A 16,480-nucleotide genomic window follows, 5' to 3' on the forward strand; every position below is an offset into this window, starting at 1 on the left:
TCCGCCGGGCGCCAGCCGGTGGGCATGAACCAGATGCGCAGCTTGTCCCACCAGCTGTCGGCGCGCCGGGCATCGCTCCACAATTGCGCATAGAACTGCACGTTGGCCCACAGCGGGTTCCAGCTGGCCAGTGGCGTGGTCACGCCGAAGATCACCGGCTCGCGCTCGTCCTCTTCCTGGAAGGTGCCGAACAGCCGGTCCCAGATTATGAACACCCCGCCATAGTTGCGATCCAAGTACAGAGGATTCTGCGCATGGTGGACGCGATGGTTGGACGGCGTGATGAAGACCCACTCGAGCCAGCCCAACTTGGGCACGTGACGGGTGTGGACCCAGAACTGATACAGCAGGTTCAGCGACGCCACGGTGATGAACACCAGCGGCGGCACGCCCAGCAGCGCCAGCGGCAGGTAGAAGATCCACGAGAAGATGAAGCCGCTGCTGGTCTGGCGCAGGGCCGTGGTGAGGTTGTACTCCTCACTCTGGTGGTGCACCGAATGCGCCGCCCACAGCACATTGCGCTCGTGGCCCAGACGGTGCAGCCAGTAGTAGCAAAGGTCGTAGAGCACGAAAGCGACCACCCACACCCACCAGGCATCCGCCGGCAACCGCAGTACGGCCAGGTGTTCCCACGCCACCGCGTAGGTCACCAGCCCCACGCCCTTGGTCAGCAGGCCAGTGCTGGTGGACAGCGCGCCGGTGCTGAGGCTGTTGATCGAGTCGGCAAGCTGGTAGTTGCGCCGCCCGCGCACGCGATCGGCGATCAGCTCCGCCGCGATCAGCACGAAGAAGAACGGCACGGCCAGCAGAATCAGGTCCATGAACGGCCACCTCCAGGGTTGTCCACGAAGATTAGGCCGGCCAGGGGGCAAATCCCATGGATACATCTGCCAAACTAGAGGACATTTAGCGCCTCGACACTGGAGTATTGAGCATGACGAAAAAAGTTGCGGTGATTCTGTCCGGTTGCGGCGTGTACGACGGCGCCGAAATCCACGAGAGCGTGATCACCCTGCTGCGCCTCGACCAGCGTGGCGCCCAGGTGCAGTGCTTCGCGCCGAACATCGCGCAGATGCATGTGATCGATCACCTGACCGGTGAACAAATGCCCGAATCGCGCAATGTGCTGGTGGAGTCGGCGCGCATTGCCCGGGGTGAAGTGAAGGATATTCGTGAAGCCAAGGTCGAGGACTTCGATGCCCTGATCGTCCCGGGTGGCTTCGGCGCGGCGAAGAACCTGTCCAACTTTGCCGTCGAGGGTGCCAACTGCAGCGTGCAGCCGGACGTGCTGGCCTTGGCCGAGGCCTTCGCCGATGCCTGCAAGCCGGTCGGCCTGATCTGCATCTCGCCAGCCCTGGCGGCGAAGATCTACGGGCCGGGCGTGGTCTGCACCATTGGCAACGATGCCGGCACCAGCGCCGCGGTGGTGAAGATGGGCGGTACCCATGAGGAATGCGATGTGCACGACATCGTCGAGGATACCCAGCGCAAGCTGGTGACAACTCCGGCGTACATGCTGGCCAAGTCGATCAGCGAAGCGGCGGGCGGCATCTACAAGCTGGTGGACCGGGTGCTGGAGCTGACCCACAAGAACGACTGATAAACGCTGGTGTAGGGACAACTGTCTTGTGCTTACCGGCCTCATCGCCGGCAAGCTGGCTCCTACAGGTAAAGCGCAGACCCATGGCCGCTGCGGTCCCTGTGGGAGCGGCCTTGTGTCGCGATGGGCTGCGTAGCAGCCCCGGCGATTTTGCATGATGCCGAGATCCTGGGGCCGCTACGCGCCCCATCGCGACACAAGGCCGCTCCCACAAGCTTGGCGAATGCTTCCGGGTAGCGTCAGGCTTTGGACAGCCGGGTCAGGATCCGGTCCAGCGCATTGGCGAACGCCTGCTTCTCCCGCTCGCCATAGGGCGCCTGTCCGCCGCCCACCTGCCCCTGCTCGCGCAGCTCGGTGAACAGGTTGCGCACCGCCAGGCGCTCGCCCATGTTGCGCTCGTCGAACTCGCGCCCACGCGGGTCCAGCGCCGCCACGCCCTTCTTGATCAGGCGATCGGCCAGCGGCACGTCACTGCAGATCACCAGTTCGCCCGGTACGGCGTTTTCCACCAGGTAGTCATCGGCCGCGTCCATGCCGCTGGGCACCACGATCAGCCGTACGCAGGCGAAAGCCGGCTTGATCTGCGGCTGGCCGGCGACCATCACCACCTCCAGCTTGCGCTTGAGGGCGAACTTGACGATCAGGTCCTTGGCCGCCTTGGGGCAGGCGTCGGCATCGATCCATATACGCATTGCTTTCGTATCCTCGCAAAGCTGGGAGGGCTGTGCCCTCCTTTCGCGACACAAGGCCGCTCCCACAGAGTTGCCAGTATGCCTGTGGGGGCAACTGTCTTGCACTGGGGCAACACAAGGCCTTGGGTAGACACGATTACTGTGGGAGCGGCCTTGCGTCGCGATGGGCCGCATAGCGGCCCCACTCTAATGATCAGTTGGCCGCCGCCCGGCGCTTCTCGGCCAGCCGGCTGCGCCCATAGAGGAACACGATCGCCAGCAACGCCACCGCCTGCGCGGCCAGCGAGTAGGCATCGGCGTGGATCCCCAGCCAGTCGAACTCGAAGAACGCCACCGGCCGCGTGCCGAGCACACCGGCCTCCTGCAGCGCCTTGACGCCATGCCCGGCGAACACCACCGACAGCGCGCACAGCAGAGCCGCGTTGATGCTGAAGAACAGCGACAGCGGCAGCTTGGCCGAACCGCGCAGGATCACCCAGGCCAGGCCCACCAGCAGCACCAGCGCCGTGGCTCCGCCCGCCAGCACCGCCTGGTGCCCCGCCGGGCCGGCCTGCAGCCACAGGGTCTCGTAGAACAGGATCACCTCGAACAGCTCGCGGTACACCGAGAAGAACGCCAGCACGGCAAAGCCGAAACGCCCGCCGCCACTGACCAGGCTGCTCTTGATGTAGTCCTGCCAGGCGGCGGCGTGGCGGCGGTCGTGCATCCACACGCCGAGCCACAGCACCATCACTGCGGCGAACAGCGCCGTGCAGCCTTCCAGCAACTCGCGCTGGGCCCCGCCCACGTCGATCACATAGGCCGCCAGGGCCCAGGTGGCGAAGCCGGCGACCAGCGCCAGGCCCCAACCGATGTTGACGCTGCGCACCGCCGACTGCTGGCCGGTATTGCGCAGGAAGGCGAGGATCGCCGCCAGCACCAGGATCGCTTCGAGTCCTTCGCGCAGCAGGATCAACAGACCGGAGATGTAGCTCAGCGACCAGCTCAGGCCATCGCTGCCCAGCAGCTTGGCGGCCTCATCCAGCTTGGTCTTGGCTTCGGCCAGACGTTGCTCGGCCTGAGCCACCGGCAGGCCGTCCTGCAACGACTGACGGTAGGCCATCAGCGACTTCTCAGTGTCCTTGCGGGCCTGGGTATCGATGTTGTCGAGGGAGCTCTCCACCAGCTCGAAGCCTTCCAGGTACGCCGCCACCGACAGGTCGTAGGCCTGGTCGTGGTCACCGGCGCGGTAAGCCGCCAGGCTCTTGTCCAGCGTGCTGGAGGTGTACTCGAGCAATTGCGCCGGACCGCGCTTGACCTGCGGCGGCTGGGCACGCTGAGCGCGGAACGCGGCCACGGCGCCAGCGCCTTCGCTGGCGGCCACTTCGGCTGGGGTCTGGCGGGCCAGGTCGGCGAGGTTCCAGGTCTTGTCGCCCTTGGCCGCCTGCGGGTCGGCGGTGAAGCTGGCGATGTAGGCCGCCACGTCCCAGCGCTGGCGCTCGTCGAGCTGATCGGCGAACGAGGGCATCTCGGTGCCTTCGATGCCCAGGCCGAGGGTGTTGTACAGGTCGAACAGGCTCAGCTGATCCAGGCGTTCGGCATCGCGCAGGTTGGCCGGCGCAGGCTCCAGGCCCACGCCTGCCGGACCATCGCCCAGGCCGGTGTCACCATGGCAGATCGAGCAGTTCTGCGCATACAACGAGGCGCCACGGGCCGGGTCGGGGGTGATCACCGGCGCCTGGCTGACCTCGTAGGCCACTGCCAGACGGGCGCCGAGCTGGCGAGCCTGGCGAGCGACACCCGCACCCTCCTGACGCTGGTCGATGGCCTGGCGCAGGCGCTGCACGCCCTGTTCCAGCGCGCCGCGCTCGGCATGGTCGGGCAACCCCTTGATCAGCTCGGCCAGCACACCGCTGAACTCCTGCTGCTCGCGGTATTCCCCGTCGTCCACCACCTTGCCGTCGCGCACGGTGGGCGGGTAATCGGCGCCGATGTAGTCCAGCAGGTGCAACGCCTTGGTCGCATCGGCGGGGGCTTCGGCCAGCGTCAGGGAGCTGCACAGCGCCAGCACCGGGCCAAGCACCAGGGCAAGCAGACGGGAACGGGAAATCATGGCCAATCTCGACGGAAATACGAAAGCGAACATTGTTCACTTCCACTCTCCATCGCTCAAGGCTGGCGGGCAGATTTCATGAAAAATCTTGCGACAATTTGGCTGGCCAGGCATCGGCGCGAATTTTCCACGAGTGATCCACACAAAAATGCGAATCAATTAGCCATCACTACGCTACTACTTTGGATATAATCCAGCCCCCCCCAGCGTCTCAACTGTTTCATGGAAAGCAGTAGTCCGATGTTATCCCGTGCCTTGACCCTCGCGACCCTGGTCGCCGCCGTGCAACTGACCGGTTGTTCGATTTTGCGCAACTACGACAGCGAACTGCAGGAGACCAACATGCAGTTGGCCGCCGGCAACGTCGACGCGGCGCTCGCCCTGCTGGAGAACAACAACAAGGGTGAGCACAAAGACCTGCTCTATTACTTTGAAAAAGGCGAGCTGCTGCGCTCCAAGGGCGACCTCAAGGGCAGCCAGGACGCCTGGCGCTCGGCCGACAGCGTAGTGTTCCAGTGGGAAGAGTCGGTCAGGCTCGACACCGACAAGTACCTGAGCCAGTTCGGCAGCTACCTGGTCAACGACAAGGTCCGCCGCTATGAAGGCTACGACTACGAAAAGGTCATGCTGACCACGCAGATGGCCCTGAACCTGCTGGCGCAAAACGATTTCGACGGCGCCCGTACCGAGATCAAGAAGACCCACGAGCGCGAGGCGATCATTGCCGACCTGCGCGACAAGGAATACCTCAAGCGCGAGGAAGAGGCCGAGAAGGAAGGTATCAGGACCGAGTACAAGGACCTGCAGGGTTATCCGGTCGCCAGCCTCGACGCCCCCGAGGTGCTCAGCCTGAAGAACAGTTATCAGAGCGCCTTCAGCCATTACCTGTCCGGCTATGTCTACGAAGCCCTGGGCGAGAGGGGCCTGGCCGCGCCAGGCTATCGCAAGGCCGCCGAGCTGCGCCCGAATACACCGCTGCTGGAGCAGGCCCTGCTCGATCTGGACAAGAACAGCGCCAAGGCCGACGAAAGCGATGTGCTGATCGTGCTGCAGACCGGCTTGGCTCCAGCCCGCGACTCGATCCGCATCCCACTGCCGCTGCCGATCCAGGACAACCTGGTGATCACTCCGTTGTCGTTCCCGGTCATCCGCAATGACACCTCCACCGCGCCCCTGGGCGCGGTCCGCCTCGACGACCAGGCCCTGGCCCTGACCGCGCTCAACAGCACCAGCGCCATGTCGCGCCGTGCCCTGCGCGACGACATGCCGGGGATCATCCTGCGCACCAGCGTGCGCGCCATCAGCCGCGGCGTGGCGCAGAAGAACCTGAACAAGACCAACCCCATGGCCGGCCTGGTGGTAGGCATCGCCTCCTCCGTGCTCGAAGGCGCCGACACCCGCACCTGGCGCACTCTGCCCGACGAGACCCTGGTGGCACGGGTTCGCCTCAAGCCCGGCGCGCACCACCTGAACCTGCCGTCGAACCTCGGCGGCAGCCAGGTGACGGTGAAGGTCGATCGTCCCTATCAAGTGGTGAACCTGCGTGTGATCGGCAACCGCGTATTCGCGGGCGGCCCCGCCGTCGAAGTCGCCCCGCAGGCCACGCCCCAGGCTGTCGCCAGTCTCAAGTAACCCAAGGATCGAACATGCGCAGAACATGCCTCGCCCTGGCCGCCGTCGCCCTTCTGGCCGGCTGCGCCACCCCGCCCCCCGCCCCCGGCAGCGCCGCCAGCAAGGTGGTCACCATGGGCCAGCTGGATGACATCGAAATCGGCCAGATGCGTGCCGCCCGGGAAAATGGTTTTCTCACCGTCAACGTGGCCCTGAGCAACACCAGCCGCGGCAACCGGACCCTCTACTACCGCTTCGCCTGGCTGGGCAACGACGGTTTCCCGGTGGCCGATGAGGAAAGCTGGAAGGCGCTGCCGCTGTACGGCAAGCAGGCCAGTTTCCTGCCCGCCATCGCGCCGACCTCCGCTGCCCGCGACTTCCGCCTCGAAGTCCACACCCGGTAACCCATTTCAGGAGCACGTTCCATGCTTGCACGCCTTTCCCTCGCCGCTGTCGCCATCGTCCTGGTCAGCGGCTGCAGCACCCCGTCGCCGGTCCTCGGCGGCAAGAACATCAGCTACGGCGACAGCAAGGCCGTCGAGCTGGTCACCAACGAATTCGGTTCCACCGACCTGCAGATGATCGCCGAGAGCATGACCCGTTCGCTGGCCCAGTCCGGCGTGCTGCACGGCCGCCCGGTGGTGCAGGTGTACGACGTGAAGAACAAGACCAGCGAGTACATCGATACCCGCGAGATCACCACCTCGATCAAGACCCAGCTGATGAAGTCCGGCGCCGCCCGCTTCGCCAGCGACAACACCGACATGCAGAGCCAGGTCGACCAGCTCAAGCTGCAGAACCAGAGCGGCCTGTACAAGAAGCAGACCGTGGCCAAGACCGGCAACATGATCGCCGCCAAGTACCGCCTGGAAGGCTCGATCAGTTCGATCGTCAAGCGCAGCAGCGACTACAAGGACGTGTTCTACAAGTTCAGCCTGCAACTGGTCGACGTGGAAAGCGGCCTGGCCGAGTGGATGGACGAAAAAGAAATCCGCAAGACCACGGAGCGCTGACCGATGCGTGCATGGATGGCAATCATCGGCCTGGCCTGCGCCTTCGGCGCGCAGGCGGCCCCCAAGGTGGCGGTGACCGACCTGGCCTACCAGGCGCAGGTGGAGGAGTACATCCACACCGTCAACGCCCAGAGCAGCGGCCAGGCCGGCATGCACCACGCCAGCGGCCAGTCGAGCTACAGCGAGTACGAAAGCCTCAACAGCTATATCGAGCAGACTGAGCTGCGCAAGTTCGGGGGCGACATCAAGGGTGAGATCCTCAAGACCGGCCTGTTCCAGCTGGTCCAGGGCCGCCCCTACACCGCCGAGGCGAAGGAAGACGTGTACGACGTGATCCGCCGCATCAAGAACGGTGCGTTCAAGGGCGCCGACTACGTGCTGTTCGGCACCCTGTCGGACATCGACTTCCAGCAGGACATCAACTCGCTGGATCACACCGACAGCTACTCGGCGGTGCTGGGCCTGACCGTGGTCGCCGACTTCAGCCTGATCAACACCCGCACCTTCGAGATCACCTCGGCGTTCACCGCCATGGGTGAGGGGCAGGACACCAAGCTGGTGAAAAACCAGGACCGCCGCGTGACGCTGAACCGTCCGCGGGTGGTGCGGGATGTATCGAAGGCGCTGGGCGAGGATGTGGCGCAGCAGTTGGCCGAGCAGTTGGGCGGCTCGGTGCCTGGGCAGCCGAAGCAGCCACACGGCCGGGACAACCTGCCACCGGATGAGCCGGCGCGGGTGCTGAACTAAACCGAAATCCCTGTAGGAGCGGCCTTGTGTCGCGAAAGGGCCGCACAGCGGCCCCAGGGATTCAGCCGTGACGCACAAATCGCTGGGGCTGCTCTGCAGCCCTTTCGCCGGCAAGCCGGCTCCCACAGGGCTCGGTGCAGCTTTTATGGGAGCCGGCTTGGCGGCGATGAGGCCAGCACCGGCAACCATGAGATCTGCCCATTCTGGTACCCAATCAAAGCCAGATGGCATCCCAATGCGGATAATCGCCGATACTCTCAACCAAGCCGGCCCGCTTGGGATTCATGACAATGTAGCGCGCGACCGCCCGCACATCTTCCTCGCGCCGCAGCGCCCGATCATGAAAGCCTTGCTGCCACAGGCGACCCGTGCGCCTCTGATAACCATTGATCATCCGCGTACTGCGCGACTTGACCCTGCGCATCAGCGTTTTCAGATCCACGTCCCCAAGCTCCACAAGCCAGTGAAAATGGTCAGGCATCACAACCCAGGCCAGTGAACGGGCGATGCCCTCTTGCTCCACAGTGCGCAACTGCGCAATCAGCAACCGGGCAGATCGCAGATCGACCAGGTACGGCGCCCGGTTCAAGGTCTTGCTGGTCAGCAGATAAAGCCTGCCAGGCTCGGAGAACCTGCCACGCCTGAGTTGATCGGAATGAGGACTGTCCATGTGCCTGCTCCTGTTGATGACAGGTCAGGCTAATGACCTCAGAGGGTGAGGCGAAAAATGGAGTGACACCTGATGTTTCATCGCCGGCCGGCTCCCACAGGGATCGCTGCAGCTTTTGTGGGAGCCGGCTTGCCGGCGAAAGGGCCGCACAGCGGCCCGGGGATCTCAGGGCCTGGCGCTCTCCTTCCAGCCGCCACCCAAGGCCAGGAACACGCCGATCTGCCCCATCGCCACCTGGCTGTTGGCCGCCGCCAGCTGCGCCCGTACATCGGTATAGGTCCGGGTGGCCTGCAGATCCGCCAGGAACGACTCTCGGCCCACCTGATAGCGCAGGTGCGTCTGATCCGCCGACTCCTTCGCCGAACGCTCCGCCTCGGCCAGCGCATCGCGCCGGTCCAGCAACGCGCTGTACTGCGCCAGGCGGGTCTGGGTTTCGCGAATGGCGTTCAGCACCACCCCGTCGAAATGCGCCAGCGCCGCCTGGGTCGAAGCCTCGGCCATGCGGATGCGCGCGCGGGTGCCGTTGGTGGGTATGTTCCAGCTGACTTGCGGGCCGAAGCCCCAACGGTTGGTGGCCGGCTCGCCGAGGTTCTCGAGGATGCCGATGGTGCCGACCTGGGCGCCGATGCTGATATCCGGGTACAGCGCGCCGGTGGCCACGCCGATGGTGGCGGTGGCCGCCGCCAGCTGGCGTTCGGCCTGGCGTACATCCGGGCGGCGCTTGAGCAAGGCGGCGCCATCGCCGACCGGCACCAGTTGCGACAGGTGCGGCAGCTCGGCGCAATCGGCGGTACCGGCAGGCAGCTGCTCGACTGGCCTGGCCAGCAACGCGGCGAGGGTGTACAGCCCGGCCTCGCGCTCGGCCTTGAAGCGCGGCAGCTCGGCGCGCAAGGATTTGAACTGGGTCTGCGAACGGGTGACCTGGGTCTCGTCGCCACGCCCGGCGTCGCGCAGGCGCTGGGTCAACTGCACGCTCTGCTGCTGCAGGTCCAGCGACTCGCGGGCGATATGGTACTCCTCGTTGGCCGAGCACACCTGGGTGTAGGCCTTGACCACATCGGCCACCAGGGTGATGCGCGCGGTGTCGGCGGCGGCCTGCACGGCATCGGCGTTGGCCTTGGCGGCTTCGGTGCCGCGCTTGAAGGTGCCCCACAGGTCGAACTGGTAGCTGGCGCTGATGATCGCCTCGCCGATATTGGCCACCGGCACTTTCTCCGGCAACAGGAAGGCCTCGCCGGACTCCTGCAGGCGCTGGGCACCCAGCTTCACGCCACCATTGAAACCGCCCTGGGACTCGGCCACCTCCACCTGGGCACGGGCCTTGGCGATGTTGGCGGCGGCCACGCGCAGCTCGGTGTTGGCGCTCAACGCCTGGCGCACCAGCTCGTTGAGCCGTTGATCCTGGTACAGCTGCCACCAGTCCTCGGGCACCGGCGCCGACACCACGCTGTCGGCATCCTGGCGCAGCGGACCATTGAGGTCGCCGCGCTGCACGGCGGCGTCCTTGGGCAGCTGGTAGTCCGGGCCAACCATCATGCAGGCACCGAGGGACAGGCACAGCCCCGCCAGGATCAGCTGCTTCATGGGCGCTGGCCCTCGATGATCGACACCGTGGCGGTACGCCCGGCGATCATGCGGAAGTCTTCCGGCACTTCGTCGAAGGCGATCCGCACGGGAATCCGCTGGGCCAGGCGCACCCAGCTGAACGCCGGGTTGACGTTGGGCAGCAGGTTGGCGCCGCTGCTGCGGTCGCGGTCCTCGATACCGGCGGCCAGGCTCTGCACGCGGCCGCGCAGGCGGGTGTTGTCGCCCATCACGCGGATGTCCACGGCGTCGCCGATATGGATGCCGCCCAGCTTGGTCTCTTCGAAATAGCCATCGACGTGGTACGAGGCGCTGTCGACCACCGACAGCACCGGCCGGCCGGCGCTGACGAACTCGTGGGCCCGCGGCGCGCGGTCGTTGAGGTAGCCATCCACCGGGCTGCGCACCACCGAACGGTCGAGGTTGAGCTGGGCGACGTCCACCTGCACCTGGGCCTCGTTGACCGCCGAACGCGCGCGGGCCTCGCGGGACTGGCTCTCCTCCAGCTGCTCGGCCGCCACCAGGTTGCCCAGCTTGCGGTTGCGCTGGGCTTCGCGAGAGGCCTGGGCCAGGGTTTCCTGGCGCTCGGCCAGGGTCGCCCTGGCCTGGCGCAGGGCCAGGGTGAAGCGGTCCTGGTCGATGGTGAAGAGCACGTCGCCACGCTTGATGTTCTGGTTGTCGCGCACCTGCACCTGCTGGATCAGCCCGGACACATCGGGGGCGATCTGGATCACGTCGGCGCGGATGTGGCCGTCGCGGGTCCAGGGGGCGAACATGTAGTACACCACCATCTGCCACACGAGCACGGCGGCGAAAGTCACTACCAGCAGGGTCAGGACCACGCGGCCCAGGGTCAGCAAAGGTTTTTTCATGGCAGCATCAGGCTTCGGCAAAAGTGGTCCACCGCGCCAAGCAGCACGGCATACAGGGCAACGTTGAACAACGCCCGGTGCCAGACCAGGCGGTAGAAATGCAGGCGCACCAGCACCGCGTGCACGCCGAGGAACAGCAGGTAGGTGCCAAACATCATCACCAGCAGCGTGGGCAGGAACACCCCGCTGATATCCAGTTCACCGATCACAGGGGCGCTCCGTCGAGGCCGGGAGGCAGTTGCGTTTGTTCAGCGGGTTCGAGCATCACCTCGACGCCCGGCAGCAGCGCCAGGCGCAGGCCGCTCAGGGCGTGCAGCAGGTGAGTGCGGGCGTCGCCGCGTTCGTACAGTTCGTCCAGGTTCAACGCCTGGCGTGCACGCTCCATGTTGCGCAGCAGCGCGGCCGGAGCGTGCAGGCGACGGTTGGCGCGCAGGCAGGCGGCATAGTGGCTGCCGACCTCCTCGATCACCGTGCGCAGGCGTTCGCGCGCCTGGACACCGGCACGCGGCATGTAGGCCAGCAGGTCAAGCAGGTTCAGGCCCACGCGCAGGTCGCGCAGGGCCACGCCGCTGTCCTGGCCGGTCTGCGACAGCCGCGGCAGGTGCTGCATCAGGCGGTCGAGCATCTGCACCCCGACCTGGCGGTGTTCGGCGAGCGTGGCCGGCTCGGTCATCTCGACGATATCGCGCCAGGCGAAGCGGGTCATGCGCTTGGCCGCCAGCTCCACGCCGAACGGGCGCACGACAAGGGTCCAGATGAAGGCGAACAGCAAGCCCACGGGGCCAGCCAGGTTGGCGTTGATGAAGGTGAAGAAGTCGGCGTCGTAGGCGCCCTGGATGCTGATGAAGGTCGAGGTGTTGACGATGGTCAGCAAGGTGCCGAGGTAGAAGCGCGGCTGCACGGTCAGGGTGCCGATGCAGATGAACGGCACGGCGAAGGCCAGCACCAGCATCGGGAAGTCGTGCAGGTTGGGCAGCACCAGGAACAGGTACAGGCTGGAGAAGATCACCGACATCAGGGTCCAGAAGAAGAACCGGTAGATCTGCGGCGCCGGGTCGTCCATGGCGGCGAAGAAGCTGCACGACACAGCGGCGAGGATCACCGCGCTGGCGCCGTCGTTCCAGCCCAGGCCGATCCACAGGCCACAGGCGACGACGATGGCGGTGACCGTGGAGAACACCGAATAGAGCATCAGGCCGCGATCGAAGAACGGTGTCAGGCGACCCAGGCGCCAGTGACGGTAGACCGCCCGCCACGGCGTGGCGTCGTCCCTGCGCAGGGCGTGCTGCAGGGTGCAGCAGTCCTGCCAGAGGTCGGCCCACTCGGTCAGGCGGTAGAGGGCGTTGGACAGCAACAGCTCGGCGCGCTGGTCGATGGCGGCGGCGCCGGGCTGCAGGCGATCGATCTGTTCGTGCAGGGCGGTCCAGCGGGCCACCGAGGCGCTGTCGGCGGTACCCTCGAGCCATTCACGGGCGTCGGCGAGCACCGGTTGCAGCTGGGCGAACTGCTCGGGTGCGCGGCCCTCCAGGGCGATCAAGGCATCGTCGAGGGCATCGATCACCGGCAACAGGTGGATCATCCGCCCGCGCAGTTCACGGGCGTTCTTCAAGGTGTGGGGCCCGGCGCCTTCGTGGCCGAGCTGGCCGATCATCGGCTCCAGCGAGTTGAAGGCAGTGACCATCGCGGCACGCATGCCGCCGACTTTGTCGGCACCGGCTCCACGGGCGAGGTAGGTGTCGCTGTAGCGGATGGCCTCGGTGAACCAGCTGTCGGCCGCGCCAAGCACCACCGGCGCCAGCCGGCGCGGCCAGAACACCGCGCCGACCACCGCCGCGCAGACGATGCCCAGGCAGATTTCCTGGGCACGGGACGAAGCCACGTCGAACACCGCCAGCGGGTTGTCGACCACCGCCAGGGCGATCATCGGCAGGGTATAGCCGGCCAGCATCAGCACGTAGTTGTTGGCCGTGCGCAGGTTCAGCGAGAGGAACAGCAGGGTACCGGTCCACAGGGCGATGGCGATGCTCAGCAGCAGCGGCGACTGCACCAGCGGTGGCACCAGGAAGATGGCCCCGCCGGTCCCCAGCAACGTACCCAGGGCACGGTACAGCGCCTTGGAGGTGGTCGGGCCGAGGAACGGGCTGGAGACGATGTAGACCGTGGCCATGGCCCAGTATGGGCGCGGCAGCTGCATCAGCAGGGCGATGTACAGGGCGATCATCGACGCGGCGAAGGTGCGCACGCCGTAGAACCAGTCGCGGGCCGGGGGCACCGAGCTGAAGAAGCCGCTCATGGCGTGACGCCCGCCTCTTCGAAGGCGCGGATCACCCGCAGCGTGGCTTCGAGGTCGGCCTGGTCGATACCCTCGAGCACTTCCCGGCGCAGGCGCACCAGCTCGCCTTCGATGGATTCGGCCAGGGCGCGGCCCTCGACGGTGAGGCTCAGCGCCTTGGCGCGACGATCCAGCGGGTCTTCGCTGCGACAGACCAGGCCGGCCTTGCACAACTGGTCGAGCAGGCGCACCAGCGACGGGCTTTCCAACCCGGCGGCCTGGGCCACTGCCACCTGATGCACGCCGTCACCCAGGCGCACGATCATCAGCAACGGCACCGCACAGGCTTCGGAAATGCCGTAGCCGGTCAGGGCACCCTGGCACAGGCGACGCCAATGCCGGGCGGCCACGACCATGCCGCTGCTGATTTTCAGGTGCAGTGCGTCGAGGGACATGTGAGAACCGAGGATATTCATAGTTTGCTAACTATCAATATACGCCCTGCCCTCCCCCCGTCGTCAACCGGGGGTGACGTAGGGAGACGATGAAAGGTTGTTCATCTACCCGCGATCTGGCCGGATAACGCGATCCCTGTAGGAGCGGCCTTGTGTCGCGAAAGGACCGCAAAGCGGCCCCAGCGATCGTCGCATCAACGCTGAAATCCCGGGGCTGCTACGCAGCCCTTTCCGACCGGTCCGACGCCTCGGCAAGGCCGCTCCTACAGGCACCGCGCTGAACATTGCCTTACGGCTGGATCTGGTCTTCCAGCTTCATGGTCAGCGCCAGCGTACTACCCAGCTTGATCGCCTGGTCTCGCCAGCCCAGGTAGCGCGCCACGTCCCGGCTGCTGAAATGCACCGCCAGCTCCTCGGCGGCCTGCATCACTCCGGTCGCCGCCGCCAGCTCCAGCCAGTACAACGCGGCCCTGGTGTCAGCCTCCGCATGCAGCCCGTGCAGCAAGCGGTATCCCACTTCGAAGCGACAACGCGCCTCGCCTTGCCGGGCTCCGCGCAGGAACCACTGGTAGGCTTCGCCGGGGTCGACCTGCCACGCCTGCCCGCCATCGCACACTTCCTCCTCGTACAGGTCGCCCAGCGCGGCGGCGGCCAGCGGCATGCCCCGCTCGAAGGCATGGCGGTAGTACTCGGCGGCATTGGCATAGGAGATTTCCACACCCTTGCCGAAGTAATGCTGCTGGCCGAGGTTGAACCACGCCGCGGCATTGCCCTGCAGGGCGGCCATGCGCAGCAGGTGGCCGGCCAGCACGGTATCGCCACGCCAGTACTTGCCGTTGAGCCAGATCCAGCCCAGGTCGTTGAGCGCCGCGACATTGCCCAGCAGGGCCTGGCGGCACAGGTCGTGGTAGATCGCCTGCAGATCGACCGTTTCGTCCAGGCGGTCGATCAGGCCGAAGCGCTCGCCGCTCAACGCCTGCTGGCTGGGCATGCCGATCCCGGCGAACAACCGATGGCGCTGCCCGGGGCGAGCCGGCGCCGGGACGATCCGCTCGGGGAGAAGCCGGGCGAGCAGCGAATGGATATTGCTGGCGGCAGACATGTTCATCCTCATTGAACGACCCACAGCTCCAACCTCCACTGTGATGAGGCGTGATTCTGCGCGATGGCACGACAAAACCTGTCGCGAACGAGTTGATCTCAGGCAACCAATTGCATCTTCCTTGATCTGAGCAGGCTGTGGCCAATTGCCATGCCCTGCCCGTGCCGCCATCCTATGCCGGCAAGCCTAGACAAGGACGTTTCCTTTTGCCGTTCGCCACCACCCGCGCCACCCTCAGCCGCCAATGGGCATTGTTGCGCCAGTTGCCCAGCCGCTCCCCCGGGATCACCAGCGCCGAGCTGGTGTGGCGCCTGCGCGATGTCGGTTTCAATGTCAGCAAGCGCACGGTGGAGCGCGACCTCAACGAGCTGTCGCTGATCTTCCCGCTGGAGCGCAACGACAAGAGCATTCCCTTTGGCTGGCACTGGTCGGCCAATGCCGGTGGCGAGCTGCGCGGGAATTTCGATCTGCAGGGGTATTTGCGTGGCGAGTCGCTGCAGCCCGGCCATGGGAGCGGCATCGAATTGCAGGCGTGGGTCAGCGACCTGCTGGCACGCCGTCTGCGCGAGGCGCCGTTGACCGCCGACATGCGGCTGACTGCCCTGGAGCAGGGGCACCGATTGCGGGCGACGGTGGCGGATGGCTGGCCCTTGCGCTGGTGGTTGCTGAGCCAGGGAGATGGGCTGGTGGTGGAGGCGCCGCAGGAACTGCGTGAGGAAATCGCGCGAACGCTGACCAGTGCAGCGGCTCAGTATCAGGACTAGACCCTGAATTCGCCGCTGGCTGATCTGGCCTCATCGCCGGCGAGCCGGCTCCCACACCGACCGTGCTGTCCTCAAGCCTTGCGCCATACCTGTGGGAGCCGGCTTGCCGGCGAGAGGCCGGTACAGGCAACACACTAGCGCTGCATCCCCCACCGCCGCACGGTCAACCGCTCCAAGGTGTTGAACACCAGACCCTCCACCAGCAAGCCGATCAGGATCACCACCGCCAACCCGGCGAACACCTTGTCGGTGTATAGCTCGTTGCGGTTCTGGAAGATGTACCAGCCCAATCCACCCTTGCCGCTGCTGGCACCGAACACCAGCTCGGCGGCGATCAGCGTGCGCCAGGCGAACGCCCAGCCGATTTTCAGCCCCGCCAGGATCGACGGCAACGCCGCCGGCACCAGGATATGCAGCACCAGCCGCAAACCGCGCAGGCCGTAGTTGCGCCCGGCCATGCGCAGGGTTTCGGACACGCCGAGAAAGCCCGCGTAGGTGTTGAGTGCCAGGGCCCACAACACCGAGTGCACCAGCACGAAGATCAGGCTGTTGTCGCCCAGGCCGAACCACAGCAGTGCCAGCGGCAGCAACGCGATGGCCGGCAGCGGATTGAACATCGAGGTCAGGGTGCCCAGCAGGTCACGCCCCAGCTGCGTCGAGACGGCCAGGCTGGTCAGGCCGAAGGCCAGGACGATACCCAGCACATAGCCCTTGAGCAGCACCACCAGCGAAACACCGCCCTTGGCCACCAGCTCGCCGCTGAACAGCCCATCCCACAATGCGCTGGCGGTCTGCAGGAAGCTCGGCAACAGCAGGTCGTTGCCGGTATAGCGGGCCGCGGCCTCCCAGGCCACCGCGAGCACCACCAGGATCACGGCCTTGCGCAGCCAGCCCTGTTGCCACAAGCGTTGCACCGCCGGCAGCTCGCGTTCCAGCGGCACCCCGGGCAGGGGCTGCAGCTGCACTTCGTATTCCTGGCGCGCAGGTGTCGTGGTCATGCTCTGGC

General features: G+C 66.0%; 16 protein-coding genes and 1 pseudogene. 6 read left to right on the top strand and 11 right to left on the bottom strand.

Annotated elements, in window-relative coordinates; genetic code table 11:
- Positions 1–194: 194 nt before the first annotated feature.
- A pseudogene (locus tag N7422_RS25585) lies at positions 195–887 on the bottom strand (sterol desaturase family protein); the annotation flags it as partial.
- Positions 888–934: 47 nt separating this feature from the next.
- Here N7422_RS25585 and elbB point away from each other — a divergent pair.
- On the top strand, positions 935–1,600 hold the full coding sequence (gene elbB / locus N7422_RS25590) for an isoprenoid biosynthesis glyoxalase ElbB (protein ID WP_279809130.1): 666 nt from the start codon (positions 935–937) through the stop codon (positions 1,598–1,600).
- Between the two features lie 239 nt (positions 1,601–1,839).
- Here the strand turns inward: elbB and N7422_RS25595 are convergent, their stop codons facing one another.
- Together N7422_RS25595 and N7422_RS25600 are read right to left on the bottom strand one after the other, a co-directional pair.
- Complete coding sequence (locus tag N7422_RS25595) at positions 1,840–2,292, bottom strand: YaiI/YqxD family protein (RefSeq protein WP_279809131.1); 453 nt, start codon at positions 2,290–2,292, stop codon at positions 1,840–1,842.
- Positions 2,293–2,485: 193 nt separating this feature from the next.
- The gene (locus N7422_RS25600; protein WP_279809132.1) at positions 2,486–4,417 is read right to left on the bottom strand and encodes a cytochrome c/FTR1 family iron permease; all 1,932 of its coding nucleotides are present in this window, start codon (positions 4,415–4,417) and stop codon (positions 2,486–2,488) included.
- A gap of 207 nt (positions 4,418–4,624) precedes the next feature.
- Here N7422_RS25600 and N7422_RS25605 point away from each other — a divergent pair, with 207 nt between their 5' ends.
- Genes N7422_RS25605 through N7422_RS25620 form a run of 4 tightly spaced genes read left to right on the top strand, consistent with a single transcriptional unit; the run spans position 4,625 to position 7,755 of the window.
- Positions 4,625–6,016, top strand: coding sequence for a hypothetical protein (locus N7422_RS25605; RefSeq protein WP_279809133.1), 1,392 nt, complete (start codon positions 4,625–4,627; stop codon positions 6,014–6,016).
- 14 nt (positions 6,017–6,030) lie between these two features.
- On the top strand, positions 6,031–6,399 hold the full coding sequence (locus N7422_RS25610) for a YcfL family protein (RefSeq protein ID WP_279809134.1): 369 nt from the start codon (positions 6,031–6,033) through the stop codon (positions 6,397–6,399).
- 21 nt (positions 6,400–6,420) lie between these two features.
- Positions 6,421–7,008 carry a penicillin-binding protein activator LpoB gene (lpoB, locus tag N7422_RS25615; RefSeq protein WP_279809135.1) on the top strand — a complete coding sequence of 196 codons (588 nt, stop codon included), beginning with the start codon at positions 6,421–6,423 and terminating at the stop codon, positions 7,006–7,008.
- A gap of 3 nt (positions 7,009–7,011) precedes the next feature.
- On the top strand, positions 7,012–7,755 hold the full coding sequence (locus N7422_RS25620; protein ID WP_279809136.1) for a penicillin-binding protein activator LpoB: 744 nt from the start codon (positions 7,012–7,014) through the stop codon (positions 7,753–7,755).
- 214 nt (positions 7,756–7,969) lie between these two features.
- Here the strand turns inward: N7422_RS25620 and N7422_RS25625 are convergent, their stop codons facing one another.
- The 7 genes from N7422_RS25625 to N7422_RS25655 form a co-directional block, all read right to left on the bottom strand.
- On the bottom strand, positions 7,970–8,425 hold the full coding sequence (locus N7422_RS25625) for a transposase (protein ID WP_279809137.1): 456 nt from the start codon (positions 8,423–8,425) through the stop codon (positions 7,970–7,972).
- Positions 8,426–8,590: 165 nt separating this feature from the next.
- Positions 8,591–10,009, bottom strand: coding sequence for a TolC family protein (locus N7422_RS25630; RefSeq protein WP_279809138.1), 1,419 nt, complete (start codon positions 10,007–10,009; stop codon positions 8,591–8,593).
- Positions 10,006–10,881, bottom strand: coding sequence for an HlyD family secretion protein (locus N7422_RS25635; protein ID WP_279809139.1), 876 nt, complete (start codon positions 10,879–10,881; stop codon positions 10,006–10,008). Before N7422_RS25635 ends, N7422_RS25630 begins: the two co-directional genes overlap by 4 nt.
- Positions 10,878–11,090, bottom strand: coding sequence for a DUF1656 domain-containing protein (locus N7422_RS25640; protein ID WP_016392395.1), 213 nt, complete (start codon positions 11,088–11,090; stop codon positions 10,878–10,880). Before N7422_RS25640 ends, N7422_RS25635 begins: the two co-directional genes overlap by 4 nt.
- Positions 11,087–13,174, bottom strand: coding sequence for an FUSC family protein (locus N7422_RS25645; RefSeq protein ID WP_279809140.1), 2,088 nt, complete (start codon positions 13,172–13,174; stop codon positions 11,087–11,089). The genes N7422_RS25640 and N7422_RS25645 overlap by 4 nt, the downstream gene beginning before the upstream one ends.
- On the bottom strand, positions 13,171–13,608 hold the full coding sequence (locus N7422_RS25650) for a MarR family transcriptional regulator (RefSeq protein WP_279809141.1): 438 nt from the start codon (positions 13,606–13,608) through the stop codon (positions 13,171–13,173). The genes N7422_RS25645 and N7422_RS25650 overlap by 4 nt, the downstream gene beginning before the upstream one ends.
- A gap of 289 nt (positions 13,609–13,897) precedes the next feature.
- Entirely contained in the window at positions 13,898–14,710 is an 813-nt protein-coding gene (locus N7422_RS25655) for a tetratricopeptide repeat protein (protein WP_279809142.1), read from the bottom strand.
- Between the two features lie 206 nt (positions 14,711–14,916).
- Between N7422_RS25655 and N7422_RS25660 the strand changes: the two genes are divergently transcribed.
- Positions 14,917–15,474 carry a WYL domain-containing protein gene (locus N7422_RS25660; protein WP_279809143.1) on the top strand — a complete coding sequence of 186 codons (558 nt, stop codon included), beginning with the start codon at positions 14,917–14,919 and terminating at the stop codon, positions 15,472–15,474.
- 134 nt (positions 15,475–15,608) lie between these two features.
- Here N7422_RS25660 and N7422_RS25665 read toward each other — a convergent pair whose 3' ends face one another.
- Positions 15,609–16,472: an ABC transporter permease gene (locus tag N7422_RS25665; RefSeq protein WP_279809144.1), complete on the bottom strand. Its 864-nt coding sequence runs from the start codon at positions 16,470–16,472 to the stop codon at positions 15,609–15,611.
- Positions 16,473–16,480 lie beyond the last annotated feature (8 nt).

Source organism: Pseudomonas sp. GD04091 (assembly GCF_029836165.1).
Classification (GTDB): Bacteria; Pseudomonadota; Gammaproteobacteria; order Pseudomonadales; family Pseudomonadaceae; genus Aquipseudomonas.

Coding starts and splice junctions, on each gene's coding strand:
- N7422_RS25635 (WP_279809139.1), bottom strand. CDS start 10,881: ATGAAAAAACCTTTGCTGACCCTGGGCCGCGTGGTCCTGACCCTGCTG.
- N7422_RS25665 (WP_279809144.1), bottom strand. CDS start 16,472: ATGACCACGACACCTGCGCGCCAGGAATACGAAGTGCAGCTGCAGCCC.
- N7422_RS25595 (WP_279809131.1), bottom strand. CDS start 2,292: ATGCGTATATGGATCGATGCCGACGCCTGCCCCAAGGCGGCCAAGGAC.
- N7422_RS25600 (WP_279809132.1), bottom strand. CDS start 4,417: ATGTTCGCTTTCGTATTTCCGTCGAGATTGGCCATGATTTCCCGTTCC.
- N7422_RS25620 (WP_279809136.1), top strand. CDS start 7,012: ATGCGTGCATGGATGGCAATCATCGGCCTGGCCTGCGCCTTCGGCGCG.
- elbB (WP_279809130.1), top strand. CDS start 935: ATGACGAAAAAAGTTGCGGTGATTCTGTCCGGTTGCGGCGTGTACGAC.
- lpoB (WP_279809135.1), top strand. CDS start 6,421: ATGCTTGCACGCCTTTCCCTCGCCGCTGTCGCCATCGTCCTGGTCAGC.
- N7422_RS25645 (WP_279809140.1), bottom strand. CDS start 13,174: ATGAGCGGCTTCTTCAGCTCGGTGCCCCCGGCCCGCGACTGGTTCTAC.
- N7422_RS25605 (WP_279809133.1), top strand. CDS start 4,625: ATGTTATCCCGTGCCTTGACCCTCGCGACCCTGGTCGCCGCCGTGCAA.
- N7422_RS25655 (WP_279809142.1), bottom strand. CDS start 14,710: ATGTCTGCCGCCAGCAATATCCATTCGCTGCTCGCCCGGCTTCTCCCC.
- N7422_RS25610 (WP_279809134.1), top strand. CDS start 6,031: ATGCGCAGAACATGCCTCGCCCTGGCCGCCGTCGCCCTTCTGGCCGGC.
- N7422_RS25625 (WP_279809137.1), bottom strand. CDS start 8,425: ATGGACAGTCCTCATTCCGATCAACTCAGGCGTGGCAGGTTCTCCGAG.
- N7422_RS25630 (WP_279809138.1), bottom strand. CDS start 10,009: ATGAAGCAGCTGATCCTGGCGGGGCTGTGCCTGTCCCTCGGTGCCTGC.
- N7422_RS25650 (WP_279809141.1), bottom strand. CDS start 13,608: ATGTCCCTCGACGCACTGCACCTGAAAATCAGCAGCGGCATGGTCGTG.